At 57.9% G+C, this 17,874-nt stretch carries 19 protein-coding genes and 1 pseudogene; 6 read left to right on the top strand and 14 right to left on the bottom strand.

Annotated elements, in window-relative coordinates:
- Nucleotides 1–409: 409 nt before the first annotated feature.
- Nucleotides 410–1,792 (bottom strand): MFS transporter, encoded by a 1,383-nt coding sequence (locus GH784_RS17455; protein ID WP_111799467.1) that lies wholly within the window; start codon nucleotides 1,790–1,792, stop codon nucleotides 410–412.
- Nucleotides 1,793–2,019: 227 nt separating this feature from the next.
- The gene (locus tag GH784_RS17450; RefSeq protein WP_003519114.1) at nucleotides 2,020–2,967 is read right to left on the bottom strand and encodes a dihydrodipicolinate synthase family protein; all 948 of its coding nucleotides are present in this window, start codon (nucleotides 2,965–2,967) and stop codon (nucleotides 2,020–2,022) included.
- 164 nt (nucleotides 2,968–3,131) lie between these two features.
- On the opposite strand from GH784_RS17450, the gene GH784_RS17445 reads away from it, so the two are divergent.
- Nucleotides 3,132–4,163: a LacI family DNA-binding transcriptional regulator gene (locus GH784_RS17445; RefSeq protein WP_111799466.1), complete on the top strand. Its 1,032-nt coding sequence runs from the start codon at nucleotides 3,132–3,134 to the stop codon at nucleotides 4,161–4,163.
- Nucleotides 4,164–4,239: 76 nt separating this feature from the next.
- Here GH784_RS17445 and GH784_RS17440 read toward each other — a convergent pair whose 3' ends face one another.
- The gene (locus GH784_RS17440) at nucleotides 4,240–5,493 is read right to left on the bottom strand and encodes a type II toxin-antitoxin system HipA family toxin (RefSeq protein WP_153793656.1); all 1,254 of its coding nucleotides are present in this window, start codon (nucleotides 5,491–5,493) and stop codon (nucleotides 4,240–4,242) included.
- Nucleotides 5,486–5,797 carry a helix-turn-helix domain-containing protein gene (locus GH784_RS17435; protein WP_003519119.1) on the bottom strand — a complete coding sequence of 104 codons (312 nt, stop codon included), beginning with the start codon at nucleotides 5,795–5,797 and terminating at the stop codon, nucleotides 5,486–5,488. The genes GH784_RS17440 and GH784_RS17435 overlap by 8 nt, the downstream gene beginning before the upstream one ends.
- 246 nt (nucleotides 5,798–6,043) lie before the next feature.
- Between GH784_RS17435 and GH784_RS27750 the strand changes: the two genes are divergently transcribed.
- Nucleotides 6,044–6,268: an NAD(P)-binding domain-containing protein gene (locus GH784_RS27750; RefSeq protein WP_003519121.1), complete on the top strand. Its 225-nt coding sequence runs from the start codon at nucleotides 6,044–6,046 to the stop codon at nucleotides 6,266–6,268.
- Nucleotides 6,269–7,076: 808 nt separating this feature from the next.
- Here the strand turns inward: GH784_RS27750 and GH784_RS17425 are convergent.
- The 3 genes from GH784_RS17425 to GH784_RS17415 form a co-directional block, all read right to left on the bottom strand.
- On the bottom strand, nucleotides 7,077–7,892 hold the full coding sequence (locus GH784_RS17425; RefSeq protein WP_153793626.1) for an oxidoreductase: 816 nt from the start codon (nucleotides 7,890–7,892) through the stop codon (nucleotides 7,077–7,079).
- Nucleotides 7,893–7,971: 79 nt separating this feature from the next.
- Nucleotides 7,972–8,751 carry an SDR family NAD(P)-dependent oxidoreductase gene (locus GH784_RS17420; RefSeq protein WP_153793625.1) on the bottom strand — a complete coding sequence of 260 codons (780 nt, stop codon included), beginning with the start codon at nucleotides 8,749–8,751 and terminating at the stop codon, nucleotides 7,972–7,974.
- A gap of 69 nt (nucleotides 8,752–8,820) precedes the next feature.
- Nucleotides 8,821–9,117, bottom strand: coding sequence for a YciI family protein (locus GH784_RS17415; protein ID WP_153793624.1), 297 nt, complete (start codon nucleotides 9,115–9,117; stop codon nucleotides 8,821–8,823).
- A gap of 127 nt (nucleotides 9,118–9,244) precedes the next feature.
- Here GH784_RS17415 and GH784_RS17410 point away from each other — a divergent pair, with 127 nt between their 5' ends.
- Nucleotides 9,245–9,676, top strand: coding sequence for a winged helix-turn-helix transcriptional regulator (locus GH784_RS17410; protein WP_025591175.1), 432 nt, complete (start codon nucleotides 9,245–9,247; stop codon nucleotides 9,674–9,676).
- 462 nt (nucleotides 9,677–10,138) lie between these two features.
- On the opposite strand, the gene GH784_RS17405 is transcribed toward GH784_RS17410, so the two are convergent.
- Nucleotides 10,139–11,038, bottom strand: coding sequence for a LysR family transcriptional regulator (locus tag GH784_RS17405; RefSeq protein WP_153793623.1), 900 nt, complete (start codon nucleotides 11,036–11,038; stop codon nucleotides 10,139–10,141).
- A gap of 190 nt (nucleotides 11,039–11,228) precedes the next feature.
- On the opposite strand from GH784_RS17405, the gene GH784_RS17400 reads away from it, so the two are divergent.
- The 3 genes from GH784_RS17400 (at nucleotide 11,229) to GH784_RS17390 (ending at nucleotide 14,329) form a co-directional block, all read left to right on the top strand.
- Nucleotides 11,229–12,512, top strand: coding sequence for a serine hydrolase domain-containing protein (locus GH784_RS17400; RefSeq protein WP_127966511.1), 1,284 nt, complete (start codon nucleotides 11,229–11,231; stop codon nucleotides 12,510–12,512).
- A 33-nt stretch (nucleotides 12,513–12,545) separates the two neighbouring features.
- On the top strand, nucleotides 12,546–13,424 hold the full coding sequence (locus GH784_RS17395; protein WP_153793622.1) for an NmrA family NAD(P)-binding protein: 879 nt from the start codon (nucleotides 12,546–12,548) through the stop codon (nucleotides 13,422–13,424).
- Nucleotides 13,425–13,498: 74 nt separating this feature from the next.
- On the top strand, nucleotides 13,499–14,329 hold the full coding sequence (locus tag GH784_RS17390; RefSeq protein ID WP_127966512.1) for an aldo/keto reductase: 831 nt from the start codon (nucleotides 13,499–13,501) through the stop codon (nucleotides 14,327–14,329).
- 205 nt (nucleotides 14,330–14,534) lie between these two features.
- Here GH784_RS17390 and GH784_RS17385 read toward each other — a convergent pair whose 3' ends face one another.
- The 6 genes and pseudogenes from GH784_RS17385 to GH784_RS17365 all read right to left on the bottom strand — a co-directional run bounded on the left by GH784_RS17385 (nucleotide 14,535) and on the right by GH784_RS17365 (nucleotide 17,836).
- Nucleotides 14,535–14,828 (bottom strand): type II toxin-antitoxin system RelE/ParE family toxin, encoded by a 294-nt coding sequence (locus GH784_RS17385; RefSeq protein WP_153793621.1) that lies wholly within the window; start codon nucleotides 14,826–14,828, stop codon nucleotides 14,535–14,537.
- A pseudogene (locus GH784_RS27470) lies at nucleotides 14,828–15,031 on the bottom strand (ribbon-helix-helix domain-containing protein); the annotation flags it as partial. The gene GH784_RS17385 and the pseudogene GH784_RS27470, both read right to left, overlap by 1 nt.
- A 46-nt stretch (nucleotides 15,032–15,077) precedes the next feature.
- On the bottom strand, nucleotides 15,078–15,467 hold the full coding sequence (locus GH784_RS17380) for a RidA family protein (RefSeq protein WP_013637179.1): 390 nt from the start codon (nucleotides 15,465–15,467) through the stop codon (nucleotides 15,078–15,080).
- 241 nt (nucleotides 15,468–15,708) lie between these two features.
- Nucleotides 15,709–16,467: an alpha/beta fold hydrolase gene (locus tag GH784_RS17375; protein WP_153793620.1), complete on the bottom strand. Its 759-nt coding sequence runs from the start codon at nucleotides 16,465–16,467 to the stop codon at nucleotides 15,709–15,711.
- A 107-nt stretch (nucleotides 16,468–16,574) separates the two neighbouring features.
- Nucleotides 16,575–17,309, bottom strand: coding sequence for a L,D-transpeptidase (locus tag GH784_RS17370; protein WP_153793619.1), 735 nt, complete (start codon nucleotides 17,307–17,309; stop codon nucleotides 16,575–16,577).
- A complete protein-coding gene (locus GH784_RS17365; protein ID WP_080850527.1) occupies nucleotides 17,306–17,836 on the bottom strand; it encodes a VOC family protein in 531 nt (176 codons plus the stop codon). Before GH784_RS17365 ends, GH784_RS17370 begins: the two co-directional genes overlap by 4 nt.
- Nucleotides 17,837–17,874: the final 38 nt, after the last annotated feature.

The raw sequence follows: 17,874 nt of genomic DNA, 5'->3' as shown, positions 1-17,874 counted from the left end.
CGATGCGGGTAGATGCTTCTTAGACAGTCATTTTGGCCGATATCCAGTTTCCTTATATCATTTATATATATGGGATTTTTGTCGATTTACCATCACATTTGGCCGATCTTTTGGCCGATGTTGTCGTGAGTACTATAGCCCCGTCATCAAGACATGACCCACCCAATCACCAAAAAGAACTCGGGCAATGACACTCGGTTCCTGGCAAATCTTTGCGAACTTCTGGCCTTTCCACTGCGATGTTCATATTAGTTTACCCGCCTTGATGGGAGCCGAACTGACGACCATGAGATATCAGATAAGAAAAACAAAGCGAATCAGCCTGCATTGATCACTTAGTGTCGGAAACGCATGATTGACCCGGCACTTTCATGCAGGGTCAATCATGATAGGCGGTCAGGGTCAATTTTTATGGGGACAACTCCTCCAGAACCCTACCCTTGGTTTCCACTGCGAACACGGCCGTTACCAGAGCTCCAACGACTAATATGACTGCGAATGCGCCGAAAACATACTGAATACCCATCGATGACATCACCCAGCCAACCGCAATCGGCCCCGCTGACGACCCAAGGCGTAGCCAAGCGCTGCCTGTCCCGGTGCCAATGGCACGCAGACGGGTCGGGTAAATTTCTGCCGAATAGAGGTAGAGCGAAAACGTCACCGTCTGTAGGATGGCATAGGCCAGTCCGGCAAGGATAAGAACCTGCGTTGCCGATGTGGCCCCCAACCAGGCGAGAACGACGAGCGGAATGGGTGCGAGCAGCAGCGCTCCCACATACCAACGCTTGCGTCCAACCTTATCGATGAGCAGTGCGCAGATAATCGCTGCGATCACACCGCCGACTGACGTCATGAAGCCGTAAAATATACTGGTTTCGAGCGGCAGGTTAAAGGTTTGCCGATACAGGGTCGGGAGCCATGTGATCGTGCCATTGGCGACCATATAGGCACAGAACCACATAGCCCAGATAGACAGCGTGCGCTTGAGATAGATGCCCTGGAACAGTTCACGCCAGTCGGATTTGCGGTGCAAGGGAGCCGCTACGATCTTTGGTTCAGGCAACTCGTGACCAGACGAGCGTGCGCTGTTTTCAAATTTGGTCACGATTCTGTCGGCTTCCTCATAGCGCCCGTTGGCAACCAGCCAGCGGGGGGATTCGTGCAGGAACCAACGCAGAGGGATCATCAGGAGCGCAGGAACAAGGCCGACCACAAACATGGCTTTCCAGCCATAAACTGGCACCATAAAGTATCCGATCAATCCCGCACCAACGAGGCCGAGTAAAAACATCACTTCGTACAGAAGAAAGAAACGACCGCGCCCTTTGGAGCCAATCAGTTCATTGATGTAGGCGCTGGCCACAGGAACTTCACCACCCGTTCCAATTCCCTGAACAAATCGAAAAGCCATCATCATTCCAGCGCCGGCTGCGAAGAGGCAAGCGATGTCCATGCTGACGAAAAGCAGGATCGTAAACAGCAGGACCTTGAGACGTCCAATCTTTTCCGCCAACCAGCCGAAGCACACCGCTCCGATGAGTTGTCCCAGATAACCCATAGACAGGATCATGCCGGTCTGGCCGGGCGTGAGATTCCATTCACGGACCAGAACCGGCATGGCATAGGCGATTGCGATGACCGTATAACCATCGAAAAATGTTGCAGCACCAACGATGTTACGAGCCCAGAAAACTTCGCGGGTTACCGGAAGTCGTTCAAGGCGTGCACTGATTTCAGCTTGCGGATCGACGAGCGGCGTAGACGCCGTCAACCTTTGTTCCATGTTCATGATTTCCTCCCTTTGCCTAGCCCACTCCCGGCCTGGCGTCGAACCTGACGGATTGATCGTCTCAGCTTCCGGAATCGTCCGCGGCGATAGTCGGAAGGCATCGCTCATATCGGTGAGGCATGCACGTCGTTACGAACGTGCGATTGCGGCACGTCACCCCCGATGTGCAGCAATATCCCCTCCCCTTGTTTCAACAGCCCCCGCCTTTCAGGCAGGGGCTGTTGTTATTATTCTGCCGCCATCAGTTGGTCGACACGGCCGATACCAGCAGCGTCGAAGGCGGCGAAGATTTCAGCTTCAGCCTTTTCGCCAAGATTCTTGAGCGGCTCGCGGATGGTTGCATGGTCCAGCACGCCACGGTGAACGAGACCAAGTTTCAGTGCAACGGTACCCTCCATGTGAGAGCCTCTGTGATACACGGCGCGCGTGACGGGAAGCAAACGTTCGAATATCTTTCGGGCTTCTGGGTAGTTCTGTGCCTTACCAGCATTGATCAGGTCGATCAGCAGTTCCGGTGCGATATTGCCGTAGCCGACGAGCAAACCATCGACATCGAACATGGTCGGCAACAACCACTCGTCATGGCAACTCAAGACCTGAAGTTTCGGATTGGCCTTTTTCAGTTCCGGGATTTCAACGTACCAGCGCTTCATATTGCGCACGCCGTTCTTGGTTGCGACGACCCCTTCCTGGGTCGCGATCGCAAGCTGGGTATCAAGATCATAGGAGGCTTTGGTCACATCAGGATATTGGAACAGAATGCATTGCAGACCGGATTCCTCCCAGATCGCCTTGTAACGATCTTGCGGTGCGCCTTTTTGAAAACCAAAGCGAAGCCAGCCATGGTTTGGATAGACGAGCGCGCCTGTCGCGCCGGCAGCCTTGCACTTCTTTGCCTCTTGTGCGGCAACCCTCGTTCCTTCACCGGTGATGCCGGCAATGATCGGGATGCGACCATCGACAGCGTCGACATATGTGTGGATGAGCTTGAGACGCTCTTCTTCCGTTAGGAATGTGCCTTCACCGGCGTGGCCGAGAATAACCAGGCTCTTCACGCCATCCATTCCGGCAAGCCATTTGGCAATGCGGGCATTAGCGGCGTAATCGACCTCGCCGTCACGAGTAAATGCAGTGACCGGCGCCGGGCTCAGGCCTCTCATGTCCATTGCTTGCATGGGATATCTCCTCCTCAGATAGCCACTGTCCGCCTCGCGACCAGTGGTGGGATCGTTAATGGGAACGTTCCCACTATCGAGCTGGATTTTACTGGAGTCAATAGTTTTTTTGATGCATGTTCACCCTTAGCGAATGTGAGGGTACCGTGGCGCGGAAAACAGAAATGAAATCAGAGGTCAAAGAGACGGGTCGCCAAACGCGCATAACTATCCACGATGTTGCGTCTGCTGCGGGCGTGTCAAAGTCGACGGTGTCGCGCATTTTAGATGAACGTTTGCCTCAGTCCGACAACGCCACATCGCGGCGAGTGCGCAAAGTCGCAGAGGATATGGGCTACATGCGCGACGTCTCGGCAGCGAGCCTCAGGCGCGGCAATACCATGACGGTTGGTGTGATCGTGCCTCGGTTGACGGATACTGTTATGGCGATGCTGTATGAAGCACTGGCCAAGGCGTGCAGCAAAACGGGACGCTTCGCCATTGTCGCTACGACCGACGACAAGCCTAAAGCTGACAGGCTTGCGGCAGAGTCTCTTCTCAAAAGAGGCGTGGACGGATTGATCTTGTCGACAGCCCGCGAGGACGACGATTTCCCAGAGGTACTCACAGCTCGAGGGATACCTTTTGTTTTAGCTCTCCGCAGTGATGGTCGAAGCCTTTCCTCGGTCGGTGACGATCGATTGGGTGGATATCTCGCAACACGACATCTGCTGGATCTGGGGCATCGACGCATCGGTGTAATCGCCGGACCGTCCTATGCTTCCAGCTCACTTGGACGTGTCGAAGGTTATCGCCAGGCTCTTGAAGAGGCAGGGATCGCTGTCCGCCTGGATTACATCATCCCCTCGACGTTCGGTATCGATGCTGGCGCGGATGCAGCACAGCAGCTTATGCGCCTAGATGATCGTCCTACGGCAATCTTCGCCGTGAACGACAACACCGCAATCGGGGCCTTGTCCGGTCTGTCGCGTATGGGGCTGTCTGTGCCTGACGATATTTCCGTTGTCGGATACAACGACATTCCCATCGTCAGCCACCTTCCAACACCACTAACGACGCTGCGTGTGCCTTTTGATCAGATTGCTTCGAATGCTCTGGATCTTCTGGCGAGCGGAACAATTTCAAGCGAAGATCGAATCCGCATCTCCGCTCCAACGCTCATTCCCAGAAAGAGCTCGACCAAACCTTCTTCTTGAACGGATTCGAACCAGCAACCCTATCGATTTTGGTGGGCTATGAAACTGCTAACGAGTTACGCAAAAACACCAATTGCTAATTCGCGCACGTGCCGAGGATCGGCGACATCAGCTTGATGTGGGCATCAATCCGTTCCAATACTCTATCGGGTAGAACAGCTCGTTCAGGCAGAGACCACCAAGACTGGTTGACGCGCTCGACGGTCTCCGTAACAGCCTTCAGCACAGCAGCTTCAGGCAGTCGCGCGCGATGCGCGAAGACTTTCCATGGCTGGGCGTTCATTGCCTTGAACGGCCTTTCACCGGCCAGCGACAGTGCCATGGCGTCCGACGGAATGTAAGGGACTGTCGAGAGCACATCATAGACTGGGGCGAGTGCCGGCTTGTTGCCCTTCCCATAATAAATCAGCGACCAATTCTTGAGGTGCATGTCGCCATTTCCTGTCAGGACTGCCAAAGCCAGTCGTCGGACGAACTCGAGGGCTGCCGCTGAAGAAACGGCGACCCCAATAGCCACAGCGATATCATGATATGAGGCCCCCTCATATTTTCGAGACGGATAGACGCCGAATACCTGTGCGAAATCTTCGATATGGATGCGTTCACCACCGGCAACGCGATCGAAACGTTTGACGAGGAGGACTTTGCCGTCGGACAATGTCTCAAACTCCTCCGGAATACCCTCGAACTGCGATTGTTCCACGAGCTCGCGTTCCGGCACGTCCATACCAATCGCTTCGGCCAATGCGAGATTTGCAAATTCGTTTTCCGAGACACCGGGAAATGATGTCGATGGAAACTTGGCGATATATGAACCCTGCTCGTCGCCTAAGGGGATCGTCAGACCGCCGCCCTTGCCTGTGTTTTTGATGACGGAGAGTTTCATTTGCACGCCGGCGAGCGAAAACCGGGCCTTCGGTCTCGGGGGTGTCAAACCCTCATTACAAACAACGCTGCCTTCGCTCGGCACAATTCGGACAGCCCCCGGCAGATCGGATCCGAGTGTTGCAAGCAGGTCGAAATCATTTCCTGCTCGCACGCTGCCTGAATGGTGCTTCTCCATCGCCTCGCGCAGTTTATCCTCTGGAAGAAGGTTCGCAAAGAACGATGGCAAAGCCCTTGCGACAGGCTTCGGGTCCTTCCGCAAACCCCCATGTGCCGCGCGAAATGACAAACTGAGCACTGGGAAACCACCCGTCTGTCGATAGCTCTCCTCAAAGCTGAACGCGTTGAAGTCTCCCGGCGTCCTCACGATCATGCCGACCTTCAGGTCATTCAGCAGCACGTCCATTGAGGTTATAGATCTTGGATCAAGAGGCGCATCAGACATTGCCATCACCATCAGGACTGGCGACGAAAGCAGCAAGGTCATCTTCGGCGCCACCTGGCTGCAGTAAAGCTTCAACCGCCGGGACCATCGCTTGAGGGATGAGCATCAGTTCCAGACCAAGCGCACGACCAATGTTGATCAGAGTGGTCGTACGGGCAGCGCTGGCTCCAGCCTCAATCTCGCGGTACCGCGGTCGCGATATACCCGCCATATCCGCAACCTGCTCCTGGGTGAGGCCCAAAGTCTTGCGCGACGTCTTGAGCAGCCGCCCTATGTCCTGAAGAGCCTCCGAACCCGACTTCATATGATACCTTAACGATTCATCTTCCCCATTATGATATGTTTACGTATCTCACAGCATCTGCTCATGTCAAACGAAATGCCGCCAATAGGGATCATATCAGGCTAAAAGATCTTCTTACAGATCAATTTTATTTCCTCCACTGAGACAATCTGGGCAACGAAACTGGAAGCACCCCGCAATACACCCTTCTTTAAAAGTCCGCTCCTATCCGCCTGGCAACATGCCTGCCGAGCAGGAAGACAAGGCATGAGGATTGGCTTCATCGGGGCCGAGCACATCAGTAAGGCACTGGCCCGGCTTGCAGTCGCGAACGGACATACCGCGACGCTCAGCAATTCGCGCGGACCAGAACCCCTGCGCGAGGCAGCGGCCGAAATTGGTTGTCAGGCCGCTGTTGTATCCGACGTGCCCTCGTCCAGCGATGTGATGGTTCTCACAGTGCCGTTCGCAGCTTGCACCGCAGTTCCTTGATGGCAAGATTGTCATCGATGCGAACAACTACTACCGGGATAGGGATGGATGTATCGATGCGCTCGACCGGCGCGAGACGAAAACGTCGCAACCGATCGCAAACCAATTCCAAGGGTCGACGATCATCAAGGCGTTCAAGGCCATTCTGGAGAACGACCTCCTCGATCCTGTTGCACTTCCAAACAGAGCTAAGTGTGCCTTGCCGATTGGGGGTGACGATGCCGCCAACAAGGTGATTGTGACCACCCTACAAGCGGAGTTCGGGTTCGATACTGTAGACGTCGGCCCCCTCGCTGATAGCTGGCGTTTTGAGCGGGCCAAGCCCGCTTACTGCATCCCGCTCGATAAGGACGGTGTCATTGCGGCACTCGCTGCGGAGGAACGGGATAAGGAACTCCCAGAGGGGTCGTGGAGGCGTTAGCCCAACAAGGGGCGGCTCAACGAAGGGGCCGCCACTTGAATTCGCGACCTTCGGAGTGAAAATGTTAGGTGCACTCATTGTCCGCTATGGGCGAAATTGGACTTTGCTCGAACTCGTTTCGCTTTAAGTAAACGCGAAAGCGCTTGACCTCAACCCGCCGATTAGAGAAGCGCCGCATCGCGGAAGGCGGGACCGACTACCCCGGCGAAAACGCTCCATCAACTTCTGCTTATGCGGCTTCGCTCATAGCAACCCGGCCCAGTTCCGCCGATAGCCATGGATCAACCGACAGATCTCGCTGCCCACAACGCCCTCGGATATCCACTATCGTCGCTGAGTTGAAGACGTTTCCATCGTCAGGAGGCGTCTTCCCGAGTGCCACCGTCGTCAGGCAGGCAGCTTCATCTGCTTGCGCAGGCTCTTGTCGAACGCGCTTGCGGGTACGAAGCGTCGCAGGAAATGCAGTTGCCGCGCCGCCTTGGTGGCGGGGTAGCGCAACTTCGGCGACTTTACTGTCGCCGCCTTCACGACGGCTTCCGCGACAAGCTCCGGCGCATCGCCTGCCTTGATGGCACTGTTCCACACGGCTTCCGTCATCTTGCGGCCCGCATCGTAGACGCTCGTCATGCGGTCGGGCTGTTTCGCGTTGTGATCAAGCGCCGTGTTCGTAAAGGCAGGCTCGACCAGGAGGACCCTGATACCGAGCGATCTGACTTCGTGATCGAGAGACTCCGAGTAACCCTCGACGGCATGTTTCGTGGCGGCGTAAAGCGCGCTGAACGGACTGGGAATGAAGCCAACCACCGAACTGATGTTTATGATGCGCCCGCTACGCTGCCTGCGCATGATCGGTAGGACCTCGTTAGTCGTCCGGACGATCCCGAAGACGTTGAGATCGAAGATAGCCTGCGCCTGTTCAACGGATGATTCCTCGGCGCCACCGATGAGGGCCCCGCCCGCGTTGTTAACGAAGATGTCGATACGACCCGTGCGGCTGACGACTTCGGCGACCATTGCAGCCACCGAAGCGCTGTCGGTCACGTCGCATTCAAGCATCGTGATCCCCGCGACCGTCCCCGTCCTCGCCTTCCGACTGGTTCCAAAGACCTGGTAGCCGGCCGACACCAGAGCCTTTGCCGTGGCAAGACCGATCCCGGATGCCGCGCCAGTGACGACGGCGACGCTACGATTGTTCGTGTTCATTTCAATTCCTTTCGTTCGCCCGATACAGGGCGGTGTTGATGGCGCGGGAGTTGCAAGTGGTCCCCGCGAGGTTGAAGTGTCATGAGTTGGAGCGGTATCGCGCGGCGGGTTCGGAGTTGCTAAAGCCTGCGGCCAAGACGCCACGCGCCTGCTCGAAGGCATCCCATGCGGCGACGTCGGGCACGGGCGGGATCGTCACCAGCTCCTTCCGGTCAAACCCGATAAGCGCCGCGTCGACGAGGTCTTCCACTTCCATCAGGTTCTGGACACGGTTGATGTCACCTCCTGCCCGCTCGAAGATTTCCGTACGTGTCGCGGCGGGCAGGACAGCCTGGACGTATACGCCCTTGGAAGAGACTTCTGCGGCTAGGCTCTGCGACATGGTCAGCACATAGGACTTGGTGGCGGCATAGATGCCGTGGGAATATTCGGGTAAAAGCGCCAGCACCGAGGCGATGTTGACGATCGACCCGCTGCCCCGCTCCACCATCCCCGCGATTACCGCGGAAGCCAGTAGCGTCGGAGCGACGACGTTGAGACGAAGCAGTGTTTCCATCGCCGCAGGATCGGCCGACGTGAATCCGCCGAGCAATCCTGCCCCGGCGTTGTTGACGAGAATGTCGATAGACGGCTCTGCCTTCAGGCGTTCGGCGACCGTGCCGAGTTGCGTCGGGTCTGTAAGGTCGGCCGTGATGTTCTCGACGGCGATGCCATATGCCTGGCGAAGTTCGGCGGCCAGCGTTTCGAGGCGATCGGTCGCCCGGGCGACGAGAACGAGGTCGTGTCCCCGAGCGGCTAGCCGTCGTGCGTAGACGGCGCCGATACCGCTGGACGCTCCGGTAATGAGTGCGATGGTCATAGAGGTTCCTTCCGTCGGTCGCGTGACGGCCGATAATTGGTGGCATGAGGAGACATTGGGTTTGCGGACTCAGCCGCGATGCTTGATGTGAAGCATGGGATAATGCTCGTAGTGGCCAGCGCCGTTTTGCACGATCGGGTCAAGCGAGGTCAGCGCCTCGATATTTTCGTCGTCTTCAATCTGATAAAGCGAGACGCCGTAACCGCCAGCGGGGTCCATGACAGGCCCGTGCGCCACGATTTTACCTTCCCCGAGAAGCCTGTCGAGATAAGTGCCGTGCTGGCCCATCCAGGTCTTTTCGCCGGTCGTCATCGTGGCGAGGAAATCCGGGCGCGGGGGTATGTATTTGCAGAGATAGAACTTCATCGTCGTCTTCCTGATGGGGATTGGGCACCGGCTGTTTTCGACGGCCAACAGAAATTTACGCTGGAATGTCGAAGGATAAAGGGTTACTATCATTTTAAGAGTAAGTCACTACCAAAATGAGATCCACATGAAAAATCTTTCGGACCAGCCATGCCTCATTGCCCGGAGCCTTGCTCTCGTAGGCGATGCATGGAGCATGCTGATCATGCGCGACGCCCACGCCGGGTCCACGCGGTTCGACGAGTTTCGCAAAAACCTCGGAATTGCGCCGACACCGCTGGCGACACGTTTGGCTGCCATGACGGAAGAAGGACTTCTCGAAAAGCGCCGCTACTCGGAACGCCCACCTCGCGACGAGTATGTCCTCACCGATGCAGGGCGGGACTTTCTCCCGGTCCTTTTCGCGCTCGCGGCGTGGGGCGGAAAGCATCGCGGCGGTGGCGAGTTCACCCGCTTCTTCGATGAAGGCTTGGGCACGGAAATCGAGCCGGTGATGATCGATAGAACCACGGGCGAACCCATCGGGACGCGTCCCATCAAGATAGTGATGCCTGGCTGACGTCGATCTATGGCGATCTTTTCACTTGGTGCTTCCGCATGTCACCGCTTGCTTGAGCGCACGGCGGCCCTCACAAGCACGTCGGTCGAGAGCAGTATCGTGGACACGAGGACTGCGACCGACAGAAGCCCTGCCACTCTCTCCGAATAGCGCACCGTCTCGGTGTCGACCGACGTCGCTGTTGAGTAAAAAAGATGGTCGTCCGGTAAACTGTCGTGCGACAGGATGTGAACCCGTGCACCCGCCGGAAACGGAAATTATTTCCGCGTAGTGGCCATTTCCGGTTCCGATGCCTTGAACGGAATCGAACCGTAAGCACTGTTCGTTGGGAGCAGCATTGCGGCACGATGCCAACTGGTGCGCGGATTTGACCCGTCATCGGGGACTGATCTACTCCCCTTCGGCTCTTACGGCCGGTACGCAACACCAATCATGCGACGCGTGGCAAGAATGCACCGCGCGCTATGTCACCGCGATTCGTTGAACAAAATCCAGAAAAGCCCGCACCTTGGCCGGCGGCATGTGGCGTGACGGATGATAGGCGTAAAGTGGAAACCGCTCGCCCGACCATTCCGTCAGGATCGTCGTGAGCGCCCCGCTCTCAAGCCACTCGTCGAGGCCGATGGCAAAACTCTGGAATATGCCTTGCCCTGCGAGACAGGCCGCGACCGCAGCGGAGGGATCGTCCATGACCAATCGCCCGGCCACCTTGATCTCGATGGCGCCGTTATCCCCCTGGAATTCCCAGGTGAACGGTCGCCCGGTCTGCGGGTCGCGAAAGAGAATACAATCGTGGCGCATCAGGTCGTGGGGCGTGACTGGAACTCCGTGACGTTCGAGATAGCCTGGGGCGGCACAGGTCAGCACCGGTACGTCCAGCAGTTTGCGCGCGATCAGCGAGGATTCGTCCGGCGGGCCAAAACGCACGGCGACATCAGCGCCGCTCATCATCTCTTCGCGGTAGTTGCTGGTCGTCAGATCGAGAGTCAGGGCGGGATAGAGCGCTAGAAACTCACCGATCCTCGGCGCCAGCACCATGCGCGCGAACCAGGGATCGATCGAAACCCTGATCCGCCCGCCGACGAACGCCGCCGAACCGGCTGCTTCGGAGGCCGCCTCCTCCAGCCCGGCCAGCAACGGCATTATCCTGGCATGGAAGCGGGCGCCCTCTTCCGTCAGCGTAACCTTACGCGGGCTGCGGTCGAACAACCTGACGCCGACGCGTTGCTCGAGTCGCGCTACCGCACGACTGACCCCCGATGGCGTGAGGCCGAGAACATCCGCGGCCCGCACGAAATTGCCCGCCTCCATCACCGCCCCGAAAACACCGACCCCGGTCAGCAGCCGCGTGTCGAAACTCATGCACCTCTCCGCCGCAAGGTCGGTCTTCGCCGACCGTCTTCTCATGATGATTAGAAGTCATCTTATCCTTGATTTTAATGCGCGTGAATCATCTTTCTTCATCCCGTAAATAGTTACCTAGCGCCCGGGCGGCGCCAGCGGCATGCCGGAACCGTGGAAATCTCCGGCCTTGCAGAGAAGGACTTCATGCATGAATGCGATCTCACGCAGAAACCTGTTGGCGCGCGGCGGCCTCTTTCTGGCAGCCGGCACCGCCGCTGCAAATACGCCGGCTCATGCGCTGGCAGCCAAACCGCAAGCGCGGTCCGGAAATTTCAAAACGATCGACATGGCGATGGAGCAGGCCGTTCGGGACGGAACAGTGGCAGGGATCGTTGCCTCAGCCGCGGGACCGGACGGCATGATCTACGAAGGGACCTTCGGAAAGGCCAATACAGTGACCGGAGCGACAATGCGCGCCGATACGGTGTTCTGGCTGTTGTCGATGACGAAGGCCTTCACCGCCACGGCCTGCATGCAAATCATCGAGCAGGGTAAGATTGATCCCGAGGACGATGCGGCGAAACATTTGCCGGAACTCGCCAATCCCATGGTGTTGGAGGGTTTCGACGGCGATGGCCAGCCGCGCCTACGCCCGGCCAAGCGGGCCATCAAGGTGCGGCACCTGCTCACCCACACCTCCGGCTATACCTATTCGATCTGGAGCGATGCGCTGACCCGCTATCAGCAGGTTACAGGAATGCCGGACATAGCGACCTGCAAAAACGGTGCTTTCCTGGCACCGCTTGAGTTCGATCCTGGCGATCGCTGGCAATACGGCATCAGCATGGATTGGATCGGAAAGCTGGTGGAGGCGGTCAGCGACCAGTCGCTGGAGGTCTATTTCCGCGAAAACATCTTCGATCCGCTCGGCATGACCGATTCAGGCTTCCTGATCGGCAGCAAGCAGAAGGCCAGGGTCGCCACCTTCCACAACAGGAACGCGGACGGCGGACTGACGCCCGCGCCCTTCGAGATGCCACAACGGCCGGAATTCTTCATGGGCGGCGGCGGCGCCTTCAGCACGCCACGCGACTACATGGCCTTCCTGCGGATGCTGTTGAACGGCGGCTCCCATAAGGGCGTGCGCGTGCTGAAGCCGGAAACGGTCGCGTCGATGATGCGAAACCAAATCGGCGACCTCGACGTGCGCGCCATGACGACGGCCCAACCCGCCTATTCGCAGAGCTTCGACCAGTTTCCCGGTGAACCCCACAAATGGGGATACTCGTTCGACATCAATACGCTGCCCGGTCCGAACGGTCGGTCGGTCGGCAGCATTTCCTGGGCTGGCCTGCTCAACTGCTATTTCTGGCTCGACCCGGCCCGGCAGGTGACCGGCGCCATCTTCACCCAGCTTCTCCCATTCTACGACGAAAAGGTCGTGCAGCTCTACGGCACATTCGAGCGCGGTCTCTACGACGGCCTCGCCTGATCCATTCCCAACCTCAAAACCAGGAGACATATCATGTATGCGATTACAGGAATTACCGGCAAGGTCGGCGGCGCGCTGGCGAGCGCCCTGATCGAAGCCGGAGAACCGGTCCGCGCGGTGCTGCGCGATCCCGCCAAGGCGGAAATCTGGTGCAAGCGCGGTTGCGAAATCGCCTTTGCCGACATGGGCGACGCAACAAAGCTCGCCAATGCGTTCAAGGGCGCCAAGGGCGTCTTCATCCTACCGCCGGACTTCGATCCGGCGCCCGGCTATCCGGATGCGGCAAAGCAGAATGAGGCGCTGACGACCGCTCTCCTTGCTGCCCGCCCGGAAAGGGTCGTCTGCCTCTCGACCATCGGCGCCGACGCGGAAGTCGACAATCTGTTGAGCCAGCGGACGATGCTGGAAAAAGCCCTCGGCGACCTCGATCTTCACGTCACCTTCCTGCGGCCTGGCTGGTTCATGGAAAATGCGGTCTGGGACGTGGTCGCGGCGCGCGACGAAGGCGTGCTCCACAGCTTCCTCCAGCCTGCCGACAAGACCTTCGCCATGGTGTCGACGCAGGATATCGGCCGGCTTGCTGCAGATCTTATCCGCGAGCAATGGATCGGCAAGCGGGTGGTGGAACTGGAAGGCCCGGCAAGGGTCTCCCCCAACGATCTCGCCAATGCCTTCGCGATAGTGCTCGGGCATCCGGTACGGGTGGAGATCGTCCCGCGGGAACGCTGGGACGGCCTATTCCGTGCCCAGGGTACGCGTCACCCGCAGCCGCGCATGCGTATGCTCGACGGTTTCAACGAAGGCTGGATCGACTTCAAAGCCGCCGGCGGAAACCGTGTCAGGGGCAAGACGTCGCTTGCGCAGGTGATCGAAGCGCTGGTCCGGCAAGCAGCGGCGAGCGAGACCGCGTGAACGCGCCGGGAGAACGGGCGGTGGACGGCTTCTGCCTCTGCCGTCGCGTCCCTCGCAACTCGAAAGGTTTGTTCATGGAAACGATTGAGACTCACGGTGTCGCTATCCCCCGGTTAGGACTGGGGACTTTCAGGATGCCGGGCGATGCCGCCCGACCGGTGATCGAAAGTGCGCTTGAACTCGGCTTTCGCCACATCGATACCGCCGCCATGTACGACAATGAAGCCTCCGTCGGCGCGGCGCTCACGGCCTCCGGCATAAACCGCGCTGACCTCTTCGTCACCACCAAGGTCTGGCACGACAAGCTCTCCCCCGATGCCCTGCGACGGTCCTTCGACACGAGCCTCGGCAAGCTTCGCCTCGACCATATCGATCTCTTCCTCGTGCATTGGCCATCAGCGAAGATGAACATGAGCGCAACGCTCAACGCGATCACCAAACTGAAGGAGGAAGGACTGGCGCGCGCCATCGGCGTCTGCAACTTCAACCTGCCCATGATCCGTTATGCGATCGAGGAAATCGGCGCCCCCATCGCCGTTCATCAAGTGGAATATCATCCGTTCCTGTCGCAGACGCCGATGCTGGATTACCTTCGCCGCAGGGGTATTCCGATGACCGCCTATGCGCCGCTTGCGCAAGGCCGGGCGGCAAAGGATCCCGTTCTCGCTAGGATCGGTGAGAAGCACAGCGCCACCGCAGCCCAGATCGCCATAGCCTGGCTTCTGGATCAGGAAAACGTCATCGCTATCCCCAAAGCCGCTCGCTCCTCCAGCCAGCGAGCCAATCTCGATGCGCTCAACATTCACCTCGACGAGGAGGACCGCGCGGCTATCGCGGCTCTGCCGAAGGACGTACGCTACGTTGATCCACCTTTTGCTCCAGACTGGGAGGCTGCAACGCTCTGAAATGGGGGGGCCTTAATCTCGGGCTACGCTCAGGATACCTCTCGATCTAGCCGAGCAACGTGCGCTGGTTGGAGCCAGGGCTATTGGCAGGAACGACCGAAATGGGGCGCGCATAGCTGCCTAAGCCTTCGCAGCTTGTAATGCTGTCGCCTTGATGAGATTCGCACTTACGACCAATATGTTATAAATTCGGCGAAGTGGTTGGTTAGAAAGAATCTCCCGCCCAATCTTCATGGCCGTGACGTATGCGGATGACGAATACGCTCCCGTCTTCAATGACGCGGTACACGACAAGGTGAGCCTTGAAAGGATGGATCCTGACAGGAGGAGAAATCTCATGGCTTTCGCGTGCCATTCTTGGGTTGGTGGCGATGAGTTCGAGCAAGGCAAAAAGCTCATCGTGATATTGTCTGGCGACCAGTGCTCCGAAGATGCGGATGCCTTCTTCTGCAATGGAAATAATATCCTCTTCCGCTTGGACAGATAGGCTAAATGGCATTAAGCGCGTCCGCGGCTGATGTCAGCTCGAGAAGTGGCTAAAGCAAACAACTCTTCCGTTGAACGGCTACCAACTCCGCTTCTGATCCCGTCGTCGACAAATCGCTGCATCTCGGCAATCTTGTCCGTACGCGCTTGGTCTCTGCGGATCAGGTCCCGGACATAATCGCTCGCATTCGAGTATCGACCAGTCTTTGCTTGTGCTTATATGCTCAGCGTGGAGGGGTTCGTTCGCGACAAATAGGTTCCATCATCGCTTTACGGCAACACATTTCACCTCAGCGAGGAGCCCCTGGTGCGCGAGCTCAGAGACACCTATCCGGGTCCACGCATAGGTTCCCTTCGGAAACACCTCGTTTTTGACAGTCCGGAACACGTCCATGTGCTTGGACATTTCGACGTGATAGCTTGTCATTTCCACGATGTCATCGAACGTGCATTGAGCGGCTTCGAGGACAATTCGTAAATTGTCCCACATAGCTCTGAATTGCTCTGAAGGATCGCGAATAATATTGAGATCCTTGGTCCGCCCAACTTGGCCGACGACGTAGATTGTGTCTCCGACTTTAACCGCGGGAGCATAGCCGGCTCGGCTGACGATCTCCTGCATCTCGTCGGGTATAATGATCTCTCGATCCATAGTGGTCCTCGCAATCTTTGCTGGTTGCTAGCGGCACTGATACAAGCGTCGCGAAGTTTTAAGCACCGTTGGATGAAAAAGTACAAACGCCAGCGATGTCGGACAGTCCTTGACTTCGCCCGCCGGCACGGCTCTTTCCCGGGCGCCGGTACGTGTCTCAAAAATGCTGCATCACGTCCCGGACGTGACGCAGCTAGCAAGTTGATCGAGACACGCGCCTTTTGCATAATGCATGCCGCCGCTATTTGGCAGCTTTGGCTGCTTCCTCGATAACCTTTGCGACTGCAGCCGCCTGAGAGATGTAGATAGCGTGGCTGCCCTCTACCTCTGTCACCGTTGAACCGGCACGCTTGTACATCCAGCGCTCCAGGTCGGGGTTTATCGTCATATCGTCCTTCGCTACAATTGCGTAGCTGGGCTTCTCGTGCCAAGCTGCGGCCGCAACCGGTGTATCGGTGGCGACGACGGCGACAGGCATTTGCGACCGGGCCATGAACTCGGCTTGATCCTTGGGCAGATCTGCCCCGAAATCCGCAGCGAACTTTGACCGGTCTATAAGAAGGAACCCATCCTTCGACGGCTTAATATCCTTGGTGGGTGACGGCATAGACTGGAGCAATTGTGCTGTGCTTTCACCTTTTTCAGGTTGGAGCGCTGCGACATAAACAAGTGCCTTGACCTTAGGATCATCACCTGCTGCCGTGATGATCGTGCCTCCGTAGCTGTGACCGACGAGAACGACATCTCCGTCCTGCTGATCGACCACGCGCATCGTGGCTGCAATGTCCTGGTCGAGGCTTGTCAGTGGCTGCTGGACAATGCTGACATTGTAGCCGTCGCGGGTCAGGATGTCATAAACGCCGCGCCAGCCCGAACCATCCACGAGCGCGCCATGGACAAGGACGATGTTGCGCGCGTCCGCTAAGGCTGGGGCTGTTACGGCTACGGAAGACAAAAGCGCGGCAACGAGGCAAACGGCCACTTTACTGAAGTTCGACATGGTCGGTAGTTCCTTGAGTTTTGTGCGTGGATTAACTGAGGCTTTGAAATCGCCTGAAGGACATGTCTCTCCTCTATCCAGGGAGAGACGGTGGTGATAGCTTGCGCTTACTGCTTGACGACAATTGGCGCCTTGATCGGCACACGCTCATAGAGGTCGATAATGTCCTGGTTGAGCAGGCGCACACAGCCTGACGAAACGGCCTTGCCAATCGAGCGCCATTGCGGATTGCCGTGCAGACGATAGAGCGTGTCCCGGCCGCCGGCGAAGATGTAGAGCGCTCGCGCACCGAGCGGATTTTTCAGGCCCGGCTCCATGCCACCATTCTCGATCGAATACTTCGCCAGTTCCGGCTGACGCGCGACCATCTCGTTCGGCGGCTTCCAGCGGGGCCATTTCTGACGCCACTTAATGACGCCGTTGCCCTGCCAGGCAAAGCCCTCGCGGCCGATGCCAACACCATAGCGCATCGCGGTCCCACCCGGCTGGACGAGATAGAGGAAGCGGGAGGGGGTGTCGACGACGATGGTGCCGGGCGCCTCGCCAGTTGGGTCGAGGACCTGCTGGCGATAGTAGCGCGAATCAATCTGTTTGTAGGGAACCGCCGGGATCAGAAAGCCGCCATCCTCGATAGGACCGTACATGACAGCCAATTCGGCATCTGTCGGTACAGCTGCGATGTGGACAGGGCCGATCGGATCCGGGAGCGGCGTCGACTGTCGCCCCACCATCCAACCGGTGCCAGCGGTGGAGGCGCACCCCGCCAGAGCGGAGGCCGCAGCCATCGCCGAAAGCGACAGGAGGCTGCGGCGGGATAACGTGGTATCGAAGCTCACGCTCATTTCTCGTCCTGCCACCTGCGCAGATCCGTTTGGTCATGATAGGCCATGCGATCGGGCGTTGTGATAAACTCAATCATCGTGCCCCACGGCGTGCGGCAATAGCAGACCTTGTTTCCGTCCCCTTTTTCGGTTGCGTACGGAATAGCGCGTGGCGCCGTAAGGGGGGTTCCGCCGGCCTTCTCAAAGCGCTCTACCGATGCGTCGATGTCGTCGGTATAGACACCAAAATGCGTAATGCCGAAGTCGCTCGGTGTAACCGGTTGCGCTTGCTTGGGACCGTGCATTTCGAAGAGCTCGATGTCAGGCCCGGTACCGATCTTGACCATCGCCTGCGCACGCACGACCGTTCCGGGGTAAGCACCAGTGGCCCGCTCGAACTCGGGTCCCTGCCTGGCCGGATCCTGCGGCCCGAACGATTGGTAGATCACCTGGCCGCCAAAAGCTTCCACCAGGAACGATTTTGCTGCCTCGATATCGGGCACTGTGATGCCGATGTGATTGACGCCGCGAATTTGAGGTGCAGTCATGACAGTTTTCCTTTCTCGTTGAATCGATGAACGCGATC

Origin of the sequence: Agrobacterium tumefaciens, assembly GCF_009649785.1 — a bacterium.
GTDB classification, from domain to species: Bacteria; Pseudomonadota; Alphaproteobacteria; order Rhizobiales; family Rhizobiaceae; genus Agrobacterium; species Agrobacterium tumefaciens.
Note: the sequence above shows the minus strand (reverse complement) of the source record. Positions and strands in the feature narration are given on the sequence as shown.